Annotated in this window: 16 protein-coding genes; 15 read left to right on the forward strand and 1 reads right to left on the reverse strand. The window is 41.2% G+C overall.

The window, feature by feature from the left end:
* The first annotated feature begins 100 nt into the window (after nt 1-100).
* Nucleotides 101-1,018, forward strand: a complete 918-nt coding sequence (locus tag ACIQZI_RS04400) for an ABC transporter ATP-binding protein (protein ID WP_062177721.1) — start codon at nt 101-103, stop codon at nt 1,016-1,018.
* Complete coding sequence (locus ACIQZI_RS04405) at nt 1,018-1,965, forward strand: ABC transporter permease (RefSeq protein WP_403069862.1); 948 nt, start codon at nt 1,018-1,020, stop codon at nt 1,963-1,965. The genes ACIQZI_RS04400 and ACIQZI_RS04405 overlap by 1 nt, the downstream gene beginning before the upstream one ends.
* Before the next feature lie 139 nt (nt 1,966-2,104).
* Here the strand turns inward: ACIQZI_RS04405 and ACIQZI_RS04410 are convergent, their stop codons facing one another.
* Entirely contained in the window at nt 2,105-3,397 is a 1,293-nt protein-coding gene (locus ACIQZI_RS04410) for a replication-associated recombination protein A (RefSeq protein WP_403069865.1), read from the reverse strand.
* A 568-nt stretch (nt 3,398-3,965) separates the two neighbouring features.
* Between ACIQZI_RS04410 and cymR the strand changes: the two genes are divergently transcribed.
* From cymR to mltG, 13 genes are all read left to right on the forward strand, one after another.
* Nucleotides 3,966-4,391 carry a cysteine metabolism transcriptional regulator CymR gene (cymR, locus tag ACIQZI_RS04415; protein ID WP_028391914.1) on the forward strand — a complete coding sequence of 142 codons (426 nt, stop codon included), beginning with the start codon at nt 3,966-3,968 and terminating at the stop codon, nt 4,389-4,391.
* A gap of 394 nt (nt 4,392-4,785) precedes the next feature.
* Nucleotides 4,786-5,928 (forward strand): cysteine desulfurase family protein, encoded by a 1,143-nt coding sequence (locus ACIQZI_RS04420; protein WP_403069869.1) that lies wholly within the window; start codon nt 4,786-4,788, stop codon nt 5,926-5,928.
* A 25-nt stretch (nt 5,929-5,953) separates the two neighbouring features.
* Entirely contained in the window at nt 5,954-7,069 is a 1,116-nt protein-coding gene (gene mnmA / locus ACIQZI_RS04425; RefSeq protein ID WP_403069872.1) for a tRNA 2-thiouridine(34) synthase MnmA, read from the forward strand.
* Between the two features lie 405 nt (nt 7,070-7,474).
* Nucleotides 7,475-8,137, forward strand: a complete 663-nt coding sequence (locus ACIQZI_RS04430) for a tetratricopeptide repeat protein (protein ID WP_062183033.1) — start codon at nt 7,475-7,477, stop codon at nt 8,135-8,137.
* Between the two features lie 25 nt (nt 8,138-8,162).
* The gene (gene recD2 / locus ACIQZI_RS04435) at nt 8,163-10,565 is read left to right on the forward strand and encodes an SF1B family DNA helicase RecD2 (protein WP_403069875.1); all 2,403 of its coding nucleotides are present in this window, start codon (nt 8,163-8,165) and stop codon (nt 10,563-10,565) included.
* Nucleotides 10,566-10,742: 177 nt separating this feature from the next.
* Nucleotides 10,743-10,931, forward strand: coding sequence for a hypothetical protein (locus tag ACIQZI_RS04440; RefSeq protein ID WP_028391909.1), 189 nt, complete (start codon nt 10,743-10,745; stop codon nt 10,929-10,931).
* 260 nt (nt 10,932-11,191) lie between these two features.
* Entirely contained in the window at nt 11,192-12,499 is a 1,308-nt protein-coding gene (locus ACIQZI_RS04445; protein ID WP_403069878.1) for a hypothetical protein, read from the forward strand.
* A gap of 143 nt (nt 12,500-12,642) precedes the next feature.
* The gene (locus tag ACIQZI_RS04450) at nt 12,643-13,713 is read left to right on the forward strand and encodes an AI-2E family transporter (protein WP_403069881.1); all 1,071 of its coding nucleotides are present in this window, start codon (nt 12,643-12,645) and stop codon (nt 13,711-13,713) included.
* Between the two features lie 488 nt (nt 13,714-14,201).
* Complete coding sequence (gene alaS / locus ACIQZI_RS04455; RefSeq protein WP_403069884.1) at nt 14,202-16,841, forward strand: alanine--tRNA ligase; 2,640 nt, start codon at nt 14,202-14,204, stop codon at nt 16,839-16,841.
* A 75-nt stretch (nt 16,842-16,916) separates the two neighbouring features.
* Entirely contained in the window at nt 16,917-17,186 is a 270-nt protein-coding gene (locus tag ACIQZI_RS04460; protein WP_028391906.1) for an IreB family regulatory phosphoprotein, read from the forward strand.
* Complete coding sequence (gene ruvX, locus ACIQZI_RS04465) at nt 17,186-17,608, forward strand: Holliday junction resolvase RuvX (protein WP_062177747.1); 423 nt, start codon at nt 17,186-17,188, stop codon at nt 17,606-17,608. Before ACIQZI_RS04460 ends, ruvX begins: the two co-directional genes overlap by 1 nt.
* 14 nt (nt 17,609-17,622) lie before the next feature.
* Nucleotides 17,623-17,913, forward strand: coding sequence for a DUF1292 domain-containing protein (locus tag ACIQZI_RS04470; protein ID WP_062177750.1), 291 nt, complete (start codon nt 17,623-17,625; stop codon nt 17,911-17,913).
* Between the two features lie 372 nt (nt 17,914-18,285).
* Nucleotides 18,286-19,419, forward strand: a complete 1,134-nt coding sequence (gene mltG, locus ACIQZI_RS04475; protein ID WP_403069889.1) for an endolytic transglycosylase MltG — start codon at nt 18,286-18,288, stop codon at nt 19,417-19,419.
* Nucleotides 19,420-19,448: the final 29 nt, after the last annotated feature.

The raw sequence follows: 19,448 nt of genomic DNA on the forward strand, positions 1-19,448 counted from the left end.
TCTTAATGTGACATATTAGACAGATAATGTTAAAATTTATAGGTATTTCCTTTTATGATGAGTGGTTATACGATGTTTGCTGAAAAGGAGTGAATTTGATTTGGTAGTTGTCTCGTTAAATAACGTCACGAAGAAAATTGGTAGTAAGACGATTATTGATAATCTTAGTTTTGATGTGCACGCGGGGGAGGTGTTTGGTTTTCTTGGGCCGAATGGGGCTGGAAAAACAACGACGATTCGGATGCTTGTTGGGTTGATGAAGATAACGTCAGGAGATATTTTCATAGATGGACATAGTGTGAAAGCTAATTTTGAAGAAGCGATCAGTAAAGTGGGCGCCATTGTTGAGAATCCTGAAATGTATAAATTTATGTCTGGTTATGATAATTTGAAGCATTATGCAAGGATGGTAAAAGGCGTAACTCTAGAGCGGATTGATGAAGTTGCAGAGCTTGTTGGGTTGCAGAATCGAATGAAAGAGAAAGTGAAGACCTATTCATTAGGGATGCGTCAGCGACTTGGTATTGCACAGGCTTTGCTTCACCGTCCCAAAGTATTGATTTTGGATGAACCGACGAATGGACTTGATCCAGCCGGTATCCGGGAAATCCGTGATTACTTGAAACGACTAGCTCGCGAGGAAGACATGGCCGTGATCGTATCGAGTCACTTATTGTCTGAAATGGAAATGATGTGTGATCGGATTGGCATCATTCAAAATGGGCGTATGATTGATGTGCAACTTGTGAATGACATGGTGAATGGCGGCAATGTTTCCTATGTGATTTCAGCAAAACCGATTGATCAAGCTTTCAATGTGTTGCAACATGCATTTGAAGGGATAAATGTGAAAATGACGAAGCAACACCTTCATGTGGAAGGTGAATCTGTTGATGTTCCGAAACTAGTAAAACGACTCGTTGAAAACCAATGTGATATTTATGAAGTGAAACAAGTCAATCAATCTCTTGAAGAGAAATTCCTTGAAATTACAAGTGAAAAAGGAGGGATCGCTTAATGGGATTACTCGCAAATGAATGGATCAAGATTTTTAAGCGGAAATCAAGTTATATTATGATTGGGATCCTTGCGATCATTGTGTTGGTTGCGGCGATTGGGATGACGTTTATAAATAACCAGGGCACTGAAACTGGCGATAATGGAAACTGGAAGACGGTACTGGAGGCAGAAAATAAAGACTTAAAGGAAGAGCTCAAGTCAACTCCAGGACCTTATAAAAAAGAGGTTGAAAGAGTCATTGCTGAGAATGAGTACCGCATCACACATGAAATGCCAAGAGTGACGTCTTATAACGTATGGACGTTTATGAATGAGATGATGGGGTTAGTCAATATCGTAGCATTGTTTACGATCATTATCGCGGCGGGAATCGTGGCAAGTGAATTTAGCTGGGGTACGATTAAACTGTTGCTGATTCGCCCGATTAATAGAGCGAAAATTTTGTTGAGTAAATACATAACGGTCCTATTATATGCTCTATTTATGCTAGCTATTTTATTTGTTTTAAGCTTTATTTTAGGAGCTGCTTTCTTTGGGTTTGAGCAGAACCAGCCACATTTGGCCTATTTAGATGGTCAGATTGTTGAACGTGCACAAATTCCATTTTTACTTTCCCAATACGCATTGAGTTCGGTTGGCTTGCTGATTTTTACCACGATGGCGTTCATGATTTCGGCTGCTTTCCGGAACAGTTCCCTTGCTATCGGACTATCCATCTTCCTACTATTAGTCGGTAGTATTGTAACATCTATCATTGCAGGATTCTTTGATTGGGCAAAATATTTACTATTCGCAAATACGAATTTGCTTCCGTACTTTGGAACAGGTACACCGATGGTTGAAGGTATGACCTTAGCGTTCTCGCTCATTGTGCTACTTGTGTATTTCATCATCTTCCTTGTCGTAGCATTCTGGGCTTTTGTAAAACGAGATGTAGCAGCTTAATATCGTTCAAAATCGGAAACTGGCGTGAATGAAGTGCATTCCAGCTTAATTCAGGTCGTTTCCATTGCAAACGGAGTGTATTCAGTCACGCAAATCCGAAATTGGTAGTTTGATATAGGTTATAAAAAACGCCAAGCCTTTATTTCCGTGTAGGATTAGGCTTGGCGTTTTTTTCAATTTTATCATAAACAGCTGCAAGGGCTTGTTCAAATTTTCCGCTCGTTTTAGGCTGGTAATATTTTTGAGTAACCAGTTTATTTGGCAAATATTGCTGTTTAACCCAGCCACTTTCATAGTTATGCGGATACAAATATTCAACGCCGCGTCCGAGTTCTTTGGCCCCCTTGTAGTGGGCATCCTTCAGATGGTCAGGTATGTCACCAGTGTTTCCGGCCCGAATATCAGCAAGTGCTGCGTCAATCGCCATAATTGCTGTGTTTGATTTAGGGGATAAGCACAGCTCGATGACTGAATTGGTGAGTGGGATACGTGCTTCCGGAAAGCCGAGGCGTTCAGCTGCTTCGACTGCTGCTAATGCACGAGGTCCAGCCTGTGGATTAGCGAGACCGACATCTTCGTAGGCAATGACGACGAGTCTACGGGCGATGCTGACTAAATCGCCTGCTTCAATTAAACGACCTAAATAATGAAGGGCGGCATTCACATCACTGCCACGAATGGATTTTTGAAAGGCAGAAATCACGTCATAATGGGCATCGCCGTCTTTGTCGTGAGAAAAGCTTTTTTTCTGAATGCATTCCTCTGCAATTTCCACTGTAATCGTAATCGTCTCATCGTCGTCAGGCTCTGTTGAGATGACTGCGAGCTCTAGGGCGTTCAAAGCGCTTCTAACGTCACCATTGGAGGCGGTTGCCAAATGAAGGAGTGCTTCCTCACTTACATTTGTAGAATATTTCCCAAGTCCTCGGTTATCATCATCGATCGCACGTTTTAAAGCCGTAACAATGTCATCGGGTTCAAGTGCTTTTAATTCGAAAATTTGACAACGACTCCGAATAGCTGGGTTAATTGCATGATAAGGATTACTTGTTGTCGCTCCTATTAATGTAATCATGCCATTTTCAAGATATGGTAACAGGAAATCTTGTTTCGCTTTGTCGAGTCGATGAACTTCGTCTAATAACAGAATGACTTTCCCTGACATTTTTGCTTCGGCAGCGACAATTTCCATATCTTTTTTATTATTAGTCACCGCGTTCAAAGTACGGAAGGCAAATTGGGTACTGCCAGCAATGGCGCTAGCAATTGACGTTTTGCCAACCCCAGGCGGGCCGTATAAGATCATTGAAGAAAGCTGTTTTGCTTTGACCATTCGATAGATAATTTTTCCCTCATCAACGAGATGCTCTTGCCCCATCACTTCCTCGATAGAACGGGGGCGCATCCTAAATGCAAGTGGTTTTATGGACATCGTCATCGCTCCTATAGCTTTTGTGTATGAAGGACATGGGGCGGGTCTTTGCGACTTAATAATATAGCCAATCTACTTTGCAAATATACGTACTATATTAAGAAAGCATCCAAAATTCTGGTTCCGCACCGCCACCATTGTTATTAGGCGAGTGTAGCGTGTTCCATGGTTGATCCTTCATGGTAAATGGTGGCGCATTAACGCCATATTCATTTTGTATAATAAAGGTATCATATTTTTCATGAAAAAGAACGTAAATAGGCTAACGGAGCGTGTTCAAAAAGTCTGGTAAAGAAAAGCTTGTGAATTTCTTTGTCGCGCATTTTCGATCTTCTGTTAAAATCGCGTACGTTCTGTGCAAAGATCCGTTCCTTACGTATTCCTGCCTACGCGAAAGGTTCTCGAGACGCGCTCGCAGAATTTCTCGGCTCTTTTTATCCTCCTTTTTGAACATGCACTAATATGCATTTTACCTAGGATTATGCTATAATTTTTAAAGCATATTAATCCGATCATGAAATGATGATATAGGTTATAAATTGAAGGAAAACATAAAGGTGGGTAAACGATGAGAATCTCGACAAAAGGCCGCTATGGCTTAACCATTATGATTGAATTGGCAAAGCAGTATGGTGAGGGGAAGAGTCCGACATCGCTTAAGTCGATTGCACAGACACATAATTTATCAGAACATTATTTAGAACAGCTGATCGCACCGCTTCGAAATGCTGGCTTAGTTCGCAGTATTCGTGGAGCGTATGGCGGCTATATCCTAACGAAAGAACCGAAAGAAATTACGTCTGGTGACATCATCCGCGTACTGGAAGGCCCGATTACTCCGGTTGAAGGAATTGAGGATGAAGAACCAATTAAACGCCAACTATGGGTCCGGATTCGGGATGCAGTAAAGGATGTTCTAGACAGTACGACACTTGAGGATCTAGCGAATTATAAAGATGATAGCGAACATGATTCGTATATGTTTTATATTTAATACCTTTAAAACCGTGAAGGAATAAAAAGGGTTTAACTCCAAGACTACACCATGTAGAAGCTGTTTATACGCAATCTTCTGAAATGGTAGTTGTAGAGTTAAGCTCCTTTTTTCTTTTTAAAATACGCTGTATTATATAACATTGTTGACTTTTGGCCCATTTTAGCTCTACCTTTCAGCATAGCTGAAAGACGTGTGAAACTAGGGTTTCACACGAATGAGCCAAAAATCTTTTTAACAACAATATTGTTTAACATAGCCTTAAAATAAGTCGTTTAGTGAAATCATTGTTTTGCATCATGTCAAATAAAATTATAGAATATGACCATCATGAAAATTTCAGGATAAATTGACATGGAAAATTTATTTTCTTTTATATATCGGAGGAAGAAACGTGAAGAATGTGTATTTAGATCATGCGGCGACATCACCGATGCATCCGCGTGTGATTGATCGGATGATGGCTGTCATGAAGGATGAGTATGGCAATCCGTCTAGTATTCACTCGTATGGCCGCGCGTCGCGTCATGTGCTGGATGAGTCCCGTGCGATGATGGCTCGGAGCATTGGTGCGTTATCGAATGAAATCATTTTTACAAGTGGTGGTACGGAAAGTGATAACACGGCGTTAATTGGTATTGCGCGTGCTTATCAGCATCAAGGCAAGCATATTATTACGACAGAAATAGAACATCATGCTGTCCTTCATACATGCCAGTTTTTGGAGAAATCTGGTTTTGAAGTAACCTATTTACCTGTTAATGAAGAAGGGCTTGTTTCGGTTGAAGAGTTGCGATTGGCACTTCGGGATGATACCATCCTCGTTTCCATCATGTTTGGTAATAATGAGGTCGGAACGATACAACCGATTCAGCAAATCGGTGAGCTATTACAGAATCATCCAGCATTTTTCCATACGGATGCGGTACAAGCGTACGGTTTGGTGAAAATCGATGTGAATGAACTTCATGTTGATTTACTTTCGGTTAGTGCTCATAAAATTAACGGACCTAAAGGTATCGGATTTCTCTACATCCGAGACGGCATTAAACATCAGCCGCATTTGTACGGTGGCGAGCAGGAACGAAAGCGTCGTGCTGGAACGGAAAGTGTCCCAGCGATTGCTGGCTTTGCAGAGGCCGTTACCATTGCACAAAGCACAATTGTGGAGAAAAATGAGCTGTATGTAAGCTATAAAAAAGTTATTTTAGATATTTTTAACGATGCTGGTGTGAACTATATCGTGAATGGGTCTAGCGAATCATCATTGCCGCATGTGTTAAATATTAGTTTTCCTGGAACAAATGTGGAATCGATGCTTGTGAATTTGGATTTGGCAGGCATTGCTGTTTCAAGTGGATCTGCCTGTACAGCGGGGTCTATCGATCCTTCTCATGTCCTTGTTTCGATGTTTGACAAAGATTCTGAACGGACGAAAAACTCGATTCGCTTTAGTTTTGGCTTAAACAACTCTGAGCAAGATGTGAGACAAGCGGCACATGAAACGGTTAAGATAATCAACAGATTGTTGAAATAAAGAATTAGGTAAGAGGTGAAACATAATGAATAAAGCACCTAAAGACACGCGTGTCGTAGTCGGTATGTCAGGTGGCGTTGATTCATCTGTTGCTGCTCTGCTTTTGAAAAAACAAGGCTATGATGTAGTCGGGATTTTCATGAAGAATTGGGATGATACAGACGAAAACGGCGTTTGTACCGCAACAGATGATTATAATGATGTAATTGCCGTATGTAATCAAATTGGTATTCCATATTATGCTGTAAACTTTGAGAAGCAATATTGGGACAAAGTGTTTACGTACTTTTTAGAGGAATATAAAGCAGGTCGGACACCGAATCCGGACGTTATGTGTAACAAGGAAATTAAGTTCAAAGCATTTCTTGAACATGCAGTCAGCCTTGGTGCCGATTATTTAGCAACGGGTCACTATGCACAGGTTGCTTACCGTGACGGAGAATATAAAATGCTTCGCGGTATTGATGAGAATAAAGATCAAACGTATTTCTTGAATCAGTTGACGCAAAGCCAGTTGGAAAAGGTCATGTTCCCACTCGGTCACATTGATAAAAAAGAAGTGCGAGAAATTGCCAAAGAAGCTGGACTTGCAACAGCAACGAAGAAGGATTCAACTGGCATTTGTTTTATCGGTGAACGCAATTTCAAAGATTTCTTAAGCAACTATTTACCCGCACAGCCCGGTAATATGGAAACGTTGGATGGAAAAGTGATGGGCAAGCATGAAGGTCTCATGTATCATACAATCGGTCAACGACACGGACTTGGTATTGGTGGCAGTGGAGAGCCTTGGTTTGCGGTCGGCAAAGACTTGAAACGAAATATATTGTATGTCGGACAAGGTTTCGAAAATGATGTGCTATACTCTGACTCACTTAAAGCGGTCAATATGAGCTGGGTTGCCCAACATGCACCTGCCGCGGAATTTAGCTGTACAGCCAAATTCCGTTACCGTCAAACGGATAGTAAAGTGGATGTGAAAGTGCTTGAAAATGGCGATGTTGAAGTCATCTTTGCTGAGCCAGTTCGCGCGATCACGCCTGGACAAGCCGTTGTTTTCTATGATGGCGATGTGTGTCTTGGCGGCGGTACGATTGATGAAGTGTTTAAAAATAATGAAAAACTGACATATGTCGGATAATGAACATCCCCAGCCGTGGTTTGGCTGGGGTTTTTGTGATTTTACTGTTTAGGTGAGAGGATCAAATGGAGATATAGCGCGTAAATCTTAAATTCCGCTTGAAACGTACAGATTCCGACGTGCAAACACCCCAACCTGGCACGCAAATAGGCAATTCCCGCTCGCAAAATTGATTTTCGGCGCACAAATTTTGTAAAGGAAGGTTTACGCACGAAGTAGGATGAAACGAATCGTACAGAACTCACGAATCGTAGATCATCCATTCATTTACCGCGCATTCCTACCGCACGATTAATGATGAGCCGACTTCTTTATGGTATACTGCTAAAGAATGAAATCTAATGGGGAAGTCCCATAAATAAAGGGTCAGACCCTTTTTTATAGATTAAATGGAGAGTGAATATGATGGATAAAAACCAACAAGGAATTCAATATATGCAAGAAGGTAAGTATGAAGAAGCGGTGAAGATTTTTTCCGAGGCGATTGAGGAAAGTCCGAAAGAGCCTGTAGCATACATAAATTTTGGCAATGTTTTAACTGCGGTTGGCGAAACAGCGAAGGCAGAGAGTTTCTATAAAAAAGCACTTGAACTCGATAAAGAAGCTGGGGCCGCTTATTATGCGCTAGGAAATCTGTATTTTGAAATGGACAAGCTAATCGAAGCGAAGGATATGTTTGAAAAGTCGCTTCGTACCGGGCTAGATACGAGTGATGCGTATTTTATGCTTGGCATAACTTTGATGCAGCTTGATCAAGGGAAACTCGCAATGCCGTACTTGCAACGTGCGGTTGAATTGAATCCGGATGATGTCGATGCTCGTTTTCAATATGCGCTTTGCTTAGCTAATGCGGAGTTGTACGATGAGCTAATTAAAGAATTGGAAATCGTGATTGAACAGAATCCAGAGCATGCAGACGCTTACTACAATCTTGGCGTGGCATTTGGTGGCTATAAAGAAAATGCTGTGAAGGCTATTGAATATTTCGAGAAAGCTTTGGAAGTGCAGCCTGATCATATGCTAGCAGCGCATGGAAAAAAATTGATGGAAACGCTGAACGAAGAATAAAATCGTTTTGGAAAGGGGGAACCGTATGAGCCAGCAGGATGCGTTGGATCTTTTTTCAGAAGAGAAGAAATTTATGAAAGGTCGGCACTTAGTGACAATTTTTCATAATGAGTCAAATTTGTATTCTGTCGTGCGGATTCGCCTCGATGAAACGAATTTGGAATACGACGAGCAAGAAGCTGTTGTAACAGGGTATTTTCCAAAGATTCATGAGCAGGAAACGTATATTTTTTATGGCACGATGAAGGATCATCCACGGTTTGGCATGCAGTTTCATGTCGAACATTTCAGGAAAGATATGCCGCAGTCGAAAGAAGGAATCGTCGCTTATTTATCGAGTGATTTGTTTAAAGGGATTGGGAAAAGAACGGCAGAAAGCATTGTCGATACACTTGGCGAGAATGCCATTTCGAAAATACTTGCCAATCCGTCACTCTTGGATACGGTTCCGAAATTATCATCTGAAAAAGCAAAAAGCTTCTACGATACATTGATTGAACATCAAGGGTTGGAACAAGTCATGATTGGGTTGAATCAATATGGATTTGGACCACAGCTTTCGATGAAAATTTATCAAATGTACCAACATGATACGTTGTCGATTTTACAAAAGAATCCTTATCAGCTTGTCGAGGATATTGAAGGAATCGGTTTTGGCCGAGCGGATGAACTTGGGTTTCAGCTTGGTATTTCAGGGGGGCATCCTGATCGAATTAAAGCAGCCTGTTTGTATACGCTTGATGCCCAATGTCTTCAAGACGGCCATGTGTATATGGAGGCTGAGGATTTACTAGAAGCAGTTAAGAGCATGCTTGAAGAAAATAAACGAGATGAAATTGAGTTTACAGCGATTTCTTCGGAAATTGTGAAGCTTGAGGATGAAGGGAAAATCAAAGTCGAGGAGCGTCGGATTTATCCGCCCTCTTTATATTTCTCAGAAAAAGGGATTGTCACGAATATAAAGAGAATTTTAGCGCAAACCGAGTATGAAGATCAATTTCCTGAATCTGAATTTTTGCTGGCGCTTGGTGAATTAGAGGAGCGGCTTGGCGTCGATTATGCCCCGGCTCAGAAAGAAGCGATTCAGACGGCGCTTCAGTCGCCGATGTTGATTTTGACAGGAGGACCGGGAACGGGGAAAACGACAGTTATTAAAGGAATCGTTGAGCTGTATGCAGAGCTCCATGGTGTGTCCATGGACATTCACGACTATAAAAAAGAGACTGAACCATTTCCGTTTGTCTTGGCAGCACCGACTGGACGTGCGGCAAAGCGAATGGCAGAATCCACAGGTTTGCCGGCTGTAACTATTCATCGGCTTCTCGGTTGGAATGGGAGTGAAGGATTTTCCCATGATGAAGAGAACCCGATTGAAGGGCGAATTGTGATTATTGATGAAATGTCGATGGTTGACACATGGCTTGCTCATCAGCTGTTAAAAGCTTTACCTGAGCATGTACAGCTTATTATGGTTGGAGATGAAGACCAGCTCCCATCGGTTGGTCCCGGTCAGGTGTTAAAGGATTTACTGGCATCACAATCGGTTCCGATGGTTGGCCTTGAGCAAATTTACCGCCAGGCAGATGGTTCTTCGATTATTGAACTTGCCCATGAAATTAAGCGAGGAAGATTGCCTGCGAGTTTCAGTCAGCAGCAAAGCGACCGTTCCTTCATCCGCTGTGGCACAGGACAAATCGCCCAAGTCGTTGAAAAAGTCGTCGCGAATGCCCGTAATAAAGGCTTTACATCAAGAGATATTCAAGTGCTTGCCCCGATGTACCGGGGGCCGGCGGGGATTGATAATCTAAACAAAATGCTTCAAGAAGTGTTCAACGGTAATGCTGATGCGAAAAAACGGGAGCTGAAATTTGGCGATGTCGCTTACCGGAGTGGCGACAAAGTATTACAACTCGTCAATCAACCTGAAGAAGGCGTCTATAACGGCGATATGGGCGAAATAGTCTCCGTCCTTTTTGCCAAGGAAAATACGGATAACGTCGATAAGTTAGTCATTTCGTTTGAGGGAATCGAAGTAGTCTATACGCGGCAAGATTTAAATCAAATTACCCATGCTTATTGCTGCTCGATCCATAAATCACAAGGAAGTGAATTTCCGATTGTGATTTTACCTGTCGTCAAAAGCTATTATCGAATGTTGCGGCGAAATCTATTGTACACGGCGATTACAAGAAGTAAAAATTTCTTGATTTTATGCGGGGAAGAAGATGCCTTCCGTCAAGGAATTGAACGCAATAATGAAATGAAGCGCAAAACGACATTGATGCAAAAACTACAAGCAACTGACATGGAGGAAACTGATACTACAGAGATTATAGAGACTGAAGAAGCAGTCGATCCTTTCGAAATGCTCATGAAGGTTGACCCAATGATTGGCATGGAACACGTTACACCATATGATTTTATGTAACCAAACATGGAAAACCTTTCAGTTCATCTTTGTTTGTCTAAAGACAAATACTAAAGATGTTCGGAAAGGTTTTCTTTGCATAAGGGTATGTATCATGGAAAAAATGGGCATAATCGTAGCGAATGAAATGTTGAAATATCATTTCGGTCTATGAAGAGGTAGGTGTCCATTTTGGAAATTAAATGCCCGAATTGTAACAGTAAAGATGTAGGTAAAATCGGTGTCAATCAGTTCTATTGTTGGAATTGTTTCATTGAAATGAGTGTAATGAAAGGGATCATTAATACCCATCAAGTCGAGGAGGACGGAAGTTTAAGCTCGTTGGACGACTTGTTTGAAGAAGATGATCGCCGTTTGAGTATGTAAACGCGAGAAAAGAGGTGCAGCAATGAGGGGACGTTCAAAAAGCTTCCTTGGTAACAGTACCGGTATGATGAAAAAATACACGAAAAAGATGCGAAAAAAATTAAAATCGATGCTTTAATAGGAAAGCCCCGTTGGATCAAACACACAGTTTTTTAACTGTGTGTTTTTTTGATTTAGAAGTAAATGGGCGGATATTGGGGATAATGTAAAGAACATTTAGCTAAAAAGTTGTATAGAAAAACATAAAAAGGGTGAAAAGAATGAAAGAACTTACAGTTTCAACAGTAGGGGAACTTGTAAATGCAGTGGACAATCAAGCGATTGAAGTGATTCGAGTAAAAGGAAGGATAAAGGAGAGCCCTTCCATACATTTGTCACCAGGACAACAATTAGTTGGTGAAGCCGATTCGCTTATTGAATTTAAAGGAGGCGTAGACGGTATTGAGGTAAGTCGGGATAATAGTATTGATGGAATAACTTGTATTGTTGAACCTAGCCGTCGGGCAATACTAAACCGTTCGGATGTAGAATCACTCGGAACTTTGGAACTAAGGAATGTAAAAACAATTGGGCAAATTCAACTTATTGCTACTGGATCTGTACGATCTGGGCATGTCGTTGCTCAGAATGTGGAAGTAATCGAAGCAGATACGAGAGATCGGCAGGAGCGACCCAATGGGTTTGGTGTGTATGTCTTGCAGGGAGCCTTCACATTATGGAATCAACAAACTGACTCAAACGTGACCATCTCCGCTCATCTTTTAGGTCTGAAAGCTGGTAGTGACAAAAAACCGGTACAAGGAAGTGGCATATTTATTAGTGGGGCTGGTGATGTAGGTGGAAGGCTCGAAGTGGATATACTGGAAACAGGTGAGATACACTCAAATGGTGGAATTAAACAAGGTACGCCCGATCTTATTACAGGTGGTGTTTTTGTCGTATACAGTGCTCATGTGAAAAAGGTTGTAAATCGCGGTCCAGTGACGACATATGGTGTCAATGATATGGTGTTAGATAACTGGGGAATCGTGAAAGAATGGGTGGCAGAAGACCGAATAACGTCTCATGGACCAAGTGGGATTGGTTTTGTCAACTTTAACGAAATCGGGACGCTTCGTGTTCTTAGTGATATTGAGACTCGTGGGGTTGGTGCTCGGGGATTTAATTTGTATGATGGAAATTTAAAGCATGCAGAATTTAAACGGATTATTACACATGCAAATGCTTCAGTAGGGATTCAAGTCAGTCGACCTTTAGGATCGTTAATCGTCCATGAAGATATTGAAACGTTTGGAAGAGAAGGAGAATCCTTAGTAAAGGGAGTCATCACGCAACTATCTGCCGATGGGTTAAGTGTCAAAGAAGGCGGAAAAATCGATAAAGTTGAAATTGGTGGAAGAATTGTTACAAATGGGTCTAACGTTCGAAGTCTTCACGTACAAGGCGAAATAAATCACCTTACTGTTAATGGTGGGATTTTCGCAAAAGGATCTGGAGCGAAGGCAGTATTCGTTGAAAATGGTAGCGTGCCATTAAGCGGTATAGAACTATATGAAGCAACAAAATAAAGGGAATATATATAAAGTACATCTGGTGAATTTTATTTTTTGGCTAACCTGTTTTAAATAAACAGGTTATGTGGTAAACCCAAAATCAAATATACATATTTTACTCCTCAAACACGAACACTACTAGTCGTGAGGTGAGGTGTATGAACATTCGAATGAAGTGGTTTTATCGACTGGGATTTCTGTTGCTATTATTTATTGTCTTATATATTTTTATGAAGCTCAAGCCGATGTGGGCACCGATTGTAGGCGTTGGGATGAAGGTGCTTATTCCCTTTTTAATTGCGGCGTTTATTAGTTATCTCTTGCACCCAGTAGTGGAGCTTTTGCATAAAAAGGGGATGAAGCGAGGGCTTTCCGTTGCCATTATCTATTTATTGTTCTTTGGTGGGTTTGGTTTTGCTGTGTACAAAGGAATTCCGATCATGACCGAACAAATCAGAGAGTTATCTGAGAATGCGCCACAAGCAGCGGAGCAATATCGGGATTGGACAGACTGGATTGGTCGTAAGACGGAGGATTGGCCCTTTGGCATTCATGAGCGATTAGATGCTACTATCCTCAAGATTGAGGGTAAATCGGAATCGTTGATGGATACAATCATGAGCTATTCGATGAAGCTATTTGATTTTGTGTTATTAATTGCTCTAATCCCGTTTATTGCTTTTTATATTGTAAAAGATTATGATGCATTGAAAAAAATGACACGATATTTAACACCGCGAAAATGGCGCAACCAAGGGATTGCTTTTTTAAAAGATATCGACGTTTCGCTAGGTGGCTATATTCGCGGACAAATCATCGTGTGTGCGGCAATCGGTGGTATTTCTTCACTGCTGTTTTGGATTGTCGGGATGAAATACCCATTGCTTCTAGGTGCGCTTATTGGGATTACGAATATTATTCCGTATTTCGGTCCGATTTTCGGTGCGATTCCGGCGGCATTGATTGCAGCTTCTATTTCTGTAAAAATGATTATGATCGTCGTTGTCATTGTCTTGGTGCTACAATTTTTAGAAGGAAATATCCTTTCACCGCTTATTATTGGAAAAAGCTTGCATATGCACCCGATCTTTATTATGTTTGCGCTATTGGTTGGTGGTGAAGTAGGAGGTGTGATTGGGTTAATCATTGCGGTTCCTATTCTTGCTGTCGTAAAAGTATTTGTCATTCATGCACGGATACATTTTAAAAATAACCCATCCACCGATTAAAAATGGTGGTATCGGTAGGTATCCATTGACAAATGAAAATCTTGTGAATATAATCCAATACATATGCTTTATTTTTACACGAGAACTCGTTGAAGGAACAAGTACGCTGTAGCCCTTCTTAAAGAGAGGCAGTCCCCATGGCTGAAAGGGACGCCAGAATGAAGAACAGTGGAAAGCTAGTCCGGAGTGCAGTTAATTCCTGCCGTATGCCGCGTTAAGGCGTTGATTGAGGTGATGAGTGGCGTATTTGCACTCATAATCAGGGTGGTACCGCGAGCAAACTCTCGTCCCTGTCAGGGATTAGGGTTTTTTTTGTGTCCAAAAAAGGGTGAAACAAGGTGTTTACGTAGTACGAAATAACTAATATTTAGGGTGTCTAAGCTAAGGGGCAGATCTCACAACAATTAAATACGTATACACGAAATACTGATTTAGAGTGCTTAGGTCAGACCTGATAAGACGCTTTTTAAAAATAAGGAGGAAATAGCATGAAGAACTTAACAGGCGCGCAAATCCGTCAATTGTATTTAGATTTCTTTAAAGAAAAAGGCCATTCCGTTGAACCTAGTGCATCACTTGTGCCACATGAAGATCCAACATTGCTTTGGATTAATTCAGGTGTAGCTACGTTGAAAAAATATTTTGATGGTCGTGTGATTCCAGAAAATCCACGGATTACGAATGCACAAAAAGCGATTCGGACGAATGATATTGAAAACGTCGGAAAAACGGCACGTCACCATACGTTTTTTGAAATGCTTGGGAACTTCTCAATTGGCGAATATTTCAAGGAAGAAGCGATCACATGGGCATGGGAATTTTTGACGGATGAGAAATGGATTGGTTTTGATCCGGAAAAATTAGCTGTGACGATCCATCCTGAAGATGAAGAGGCGTTTGAGCTTTGGAATAAAAAAATTGGTATTCCAGCTGAGCGCATTATCCGTCTTAAAGAAAATTTCTGGGATATCGGCGAAGGTCCAAGCGGCCCGAATACAGAGATTTTCTATGATCGCGGACCTGAATATGGTGATGACCCGAATGATCCTGAACTTTATCCAGGCGGCGAAAACGAACGCCATCTTGAGGTGTGGAACTTAGTGTTCTCCCAATTCAACCACAATCCTGATGGTAGCTACACACCACTACCAAAGAAAAATATTGATACCGGAATGGGCCTTGAACGGATGGCTTCCGTTGTCCAAGACGTGCCAACGAACTATGATACAGATTTGTTCATGCCAATTATCCGTGCGGTTGAAGAAATTTCTGACGTGAAATATCGTACTGATGTAGAAAAAGATGTTGCATTTAAAGTCATTGCCGACCATATTCGTACTGTAGCATTTGCTGTCGGTGACGGAGCACTTCCTTCAAATGAGGGACGTGGATATGTATTGCGTCGCTTGCTACGTCGTGCTGTACGTTATGCGAAACAAATTAATATTAATCGACCATTTATGTTCGAGCTTGTTCCTGTTGTCGGTGAGGTTATGTATGATTTTTACCCGGAAGTGACAGATAAAGCGGAATTCATTGCGAAAGTTGTGAAAAACGAAGAAGAACGTTTCCATGAGACATTGCATGATGGCTTATCAATTCTTGCTGATGTGATTGAAAAAGCGAAGAATTCTGGCAGCGCAATTATCCCAGGGGCTGACGTATTCCGTCTTTATGATACATATGGCTTCCCGGTTGAATTAACGGAAGAATATGCAGAAGAACAGGGGATGACGGTTGACCAAGCTGGCTTTGATACAGAAATGGAAGCTCAGCGAAAACGTGCACGCTCTGCACGTCAAGATGTCGATTCGATGCAGATCCAAGGTGGAGCGCTTGGCGACATTAAAGTAGAGAGTAAATTTGTCGGCTATGATGAGCAAGAAACAGAAGGACAAGTGCTTGCAATCGTTAAAGATGGCGACCTTATAGCCGAAGCGCATGAAGGGGAAGAAGTTCAAGTCATTTTGAGCCAAACGAGCTTCTATGCTGAAAGCGGCGGACAAATTGCAGATAAAGGGATTATCGTTAACGAAGACGTAAAATTGAATGTGTTAGACGTTCAAAAAGCACCAAATGGTCAAAATCTGCACAGAGTGACGGTTGAAGCTGGAACATTAACACAAGATGCAAATGTGATTACAGTTGTGGATGCTGATAATCGTAGCCAAATTATTAAAAATCATACAGCGACCCACCTATTGCATCAAGCGTTAAAAGATGTGTTAGGAACTCATGTAAACCAAGCAGGGTCCCTTGTGGAACCAGACCGTCTGCGTTTTGACTTCTCTCATTTTGGGCAAATCACAGCAGAAGAGCTTGAGCAAATTGAGGCAATCGTAAATGAGAAGATTTGGAAAAGTATCGCTGTAAATATTGACTACAAAAACATTGAAGAAGCAAAAGAGATGGGCGCAATGGCATTGTTCGGCGAGAAATACGGTAAAATCGTTCGTGTCGTTCAAGTTGGCGATTATAGCCTAGAGCTTTGCGGAGGGTGCCATGTTCCGAACACGGCTGTTATCGGCTTGTTCAAAATTGTCTCTGAAAGTGGAATTGGTGCAGGAACTCGTCGTATCGAAGCAGTCACTGGAGCGGGTGCCTATAAACTAATGGCTGATCAAATTGGTGTCTTAAAAGAAGCGGCTGCCAAATTAAAAACGAATCTAAAAGAAGTTCCAGCTCGAATCGAATCTGTTTTAATTGAAGTGAAAGAGCTACAACGTGAAAACGAGAGCTTAGCGACTAAACTTGGCAATATTGAAGCAGGAAATCTTGTTTCACAAGTGAAAGAAGTAAATGGCATTAAAATTCTTACGGCAAATGTGCAAGCGACAGATATGAATAATCTTCGGACAATGGCAGATGAATTGAAACAGAAGCTAGAATCCGTTATTATCGTGTTAGGTTCAGCACAAGGAGATAAGGTCAACTTGATTGCTGCGGTCACGAAGGACTATATTGATCAAGGCTATCATGCTGGTAAATTGCTGAAAGAAGTAGCGGGCATTTGCGGCGGCGGCGGCGGCGGTCGTCCAGATATGGCACAAGCTGGTGGAAAAAATCCGGCAAAATTGAATGAAGCGCTAAGTTTTGTGGAAGAATGGGTAAAATCCGTTTCATTATAAATCTGACTAGTGTACAATGTATGTATCCATGGAAACCCGTTCGGAAATATGGAATGTTGAAAAGAGGTGCAGGACATGAGTTCGTTTGATAAAACCATGAAATTCAACTTTCCGGAAGAGCCCTTTGAGAGAGATGTGCAAGAGGTATTATTCCAAGTCTACGGTGCACTTCAGGAAAAAGGCTATAATCCAATTAACCAAATCGTCGGTTACCTGCTTTCCGGTGACCCAGCCTATATCCCGCGCCATCAGGATGCGAGGAATATCATTCGGAAGCTTGAGCGTGACGAGATTATTGAGGAATTGGTAAAATCATATTTAAAACAACATCGTGAGGGTCGTTAATGCGTACAATGGGGCTTGATTTAGGTTCGAAAACCCTTGGTGTTGCGATCAGCGACGCAATGGGTTGGACCGCACAAGGAATAGAAACGATTAAGATTAATGAAGCCCAAAAGGACTTTGGCTTAAAACGACTTGGACAACTTATTGAAGAGTACGAGGTTTCTGCAATTGTTATTGGATTTCCAAAAAACATGAACGGAACGATCGGACCGAGAGGCGAAGCGAGTCAAGCATTCGAAAAGCGCCTCGAAGATAAGTTCAAGCTGCCAACTCACCTTTGGGATGAACGGCTATCCACAATGGCTGCAGAACGCGTTTTACTTGAAGCTGATGTGAGCAGAAGTAAACGGAAGCAGGTCATTGACAAAATGGCTGCCGTCATGATTCTTCAAGGCTTTTTAGACAGACAAACAAATTTATAAAGAGGTGCATACAAATGGAACATGGTGAAAATAACATTACAATTGTAGATGAAAACGGAAACGAACAGCTTTGCGAGGTATTATTCACATTTGATTCTGAGCAATTTAACAAATCATATGTCCTTTACTACCCAATCTCAGCTGAAGACGACGAAGATGAAGAAATAGAAATTCATGCGTCTTCTTTCGTACCAAGTGAAGACAATAAAGACGGTGAACTATCCCCAGTTGAAACAGAAGAAGAGTGGGATGTAATCGAAGAAATGCTTTCTGCATTCCTTGATGAAGAAGGCGACGAAGACTGATCTAATTGATCGCTTATCTATCTAAAAGAGGTTGTCCCGTTATTATGGGATAGCCTCTTTTTTTATGGATATGGGGCGGGGCTTCGCGATTCACTAATATAGCCAATCTACCATGTTGATTTACTTCCTTTATGAAGAAGATACTCCAAAATTCAGCTCCGCATCGCCACCATTGTGATTAGGCGAGTATAGCGGTGCTACAGGATGAATCCTTCATGGTAAATGGTGACGTTTTAATGCCATATATAATATTTTACAATATAATTCTGTATTTATTAGCGAATTTTAGTATAATAAGTCGGAGTGTAGCATTACAGACAGAGAAAGACTGCAAATACCGTTATAAGCAGTTTGCTTAGAGGGGGAACATAAGTGGATCAGAAGAATAAAACAAAGATACAGTATATTCGAGAGAGAATGCTCGAGCAGCAAGGTGAGGCGAGAATCGTGAGAAAAATTATTATGATTGTTATGTTGGTTATTGTGGTAGTAGCAGCTTGTGTTGGCATCGGTGGCTATTTGTATGTGCAATCTGCCCTAAAACCTGCTGACCCAGATAATCAAAAGATACAAGAGGTAGAAGTTCCGATTGGTTCTTCTGTTGGTAACATATCGACAATTCTTGCAGAACAAGGAATTATCAAGAACGCAAAAATATTTAAATATTATATTAAATTTAAAAATGAATCTGGTTTTCAAGCTGGAAACTATAAGCTCGCGCCTTCCATGTCTTTACCGGAAATCATAAAAAGTTTGAAAACGGGTAAAGTGGTGATGGATGCGCAATTGAAAATAACGATTCCAGAAGGCAAGCAGCTTGTACAAATTGCCAATATCATTGCTGAAAAAATCGACAAGAATCCTGACGATGTATTCAAACAGATGAATAATAAAGCTTTTATTAATCAAATGCAAGCAAAGTATCCAGACTTGCTAACGGATGAAATTTACGGCAAAAATGTACGATACCCGCTCGAAGGGTACTTATTCCCAGCTACTTATGATTTTTATGAAGAAAAGCCGAGTCTGGAGAGTATTGTCACAGAAATGTTGAAAAAGACGGAAGAAGTTCTTGCTCAATACAAAGATGAGTTGGATGAGCAGCATTTTACAAATCATACGATGTTAACTCTTGCGTCCTTAATCGAGGAAGAAGCGACAGCAAAGGTTGATCGTGATATGATTTCTTCTGTTTTCTTTAACAGAATGAAAATTGATATGCCGCTGCAGACAGACCCAACTGTCTTATATGCAAAAGGTCAGCATCAAGACAAGGTCCTTTACAAAGATTTAGAAGTAAACTCCCCTTATAATACGTATAAAAATAAGGGCTTAACACCTGGACCAATCGCCAATGCGGGGACAATGTCGATTGAAGCTGCTTTAAATCCAGCAACATCCGATTATTTGTATTTCTTGGCAACGAGCACAGGAGAAGTAGTTTTTGCAAAGACTTTGGATCAACATAATCAAAATAAAGCCAAATATATTACAAATAAAAAATAATGCCACATCAATTGGGAGAGATATATTCA

The organism is Peribacillus sp. NPDC096379 (assembly GCF_044762875.1).
Classification (GTDB): Bacteria; Bacillota; Bacilli; order Bacillales; family DSM-1321; genus Peribacillus.

What these genes read in the sequence shown, in the direction of transcription:
- ACIQZI_RS04405 (WP_403069862.1), top strand. Translation starts at nt 1,018, where the DNA reads ATGGGATTACTCGCAAATGAATGGATCAAGATTTTTAAGCGGAAATCA.
- ACIQZI_RS04410 (WP_403069865.1), bottom strand. Translation starts at nt 3,397, where the DNA reads ATGTCCATAAAACCACTTGCATTTAGGATGCGCCCCCGTTCTATCGAG.
- cymR (WP_028391914.1), top strand. Translation starts at nt 3,966, where the DNA reads ATGAGAATCTCGACAAAAGGCCGCTATGGCTTAACCATTATGATTGAA.
- mnmA (WP_403069872.1), top strand. Translation starts at nt 5,954, where the DNA reads ATGAATAAAGCACCTAAAGACACGCGTGTCGTAGTCGGTATGTCAGGT.
- ACIQZI_RS04430 (WP_062183033.1), top strand. Translation starts at nt 7,475, where the DNA reads ATGGATAAAAACCAACAAGGAATTCAATATATGCAAGAAGGTAAGTAT.
- recD2 (WP_403069875.1), top strand. Translation starts at nt 8,163, where the DNA reads ATGAGCCAGCAGGATGCGTTGGATCTTTTTTCAGAAGAGAAGAAATTT.
- ACIQZI_RS04445 (WP_403069878.1), top strand. Translation starts at nt 11,192, where the DNA reads ATGAAAGAACTTACAGTTTCAACAGTAGGGGAACTTGTAAATGCAGTG.
- ACIQZI_RS04450 (WP_403069881.1), top strand. Translation starts at nt 12,643, where the DNA reads ATGAACATTCGAATGAAGTGGTTTTATCGACTGGGATTTCTGTTGCTA.
- alaS (WP_403069884.1), top strand. Translation starts at nt 14,202, where the DNA reads ATGAAGAACTTAACAGGCGCGCAAATCCGTCAATTGTATTTAGATTTC.
- ACIQZI_RS04460 (WP_028391906.1), top strand. Translation starts at nt 16,917, where the DNA reads ATGAGTTCGTTTGATAAAACCATGAAATTCAACTTTCCGGAAGAGCCC.
- ruvX (WP_062177747.1), top strand. Translation starts at nt 17,186, where the DNA reads ATGCGTACAATGGGGCTTGATTTAGGTTCGAAAACCCTTGGTGTTGCG.
- ACIQZI_RS04470 (WP_062177750.1), top strand. Translation starts at nt 17,623, where the DNA reads ATGGAACATGGTGAAAATAACATTACAATTGTAGATGAAAACGGAAAC.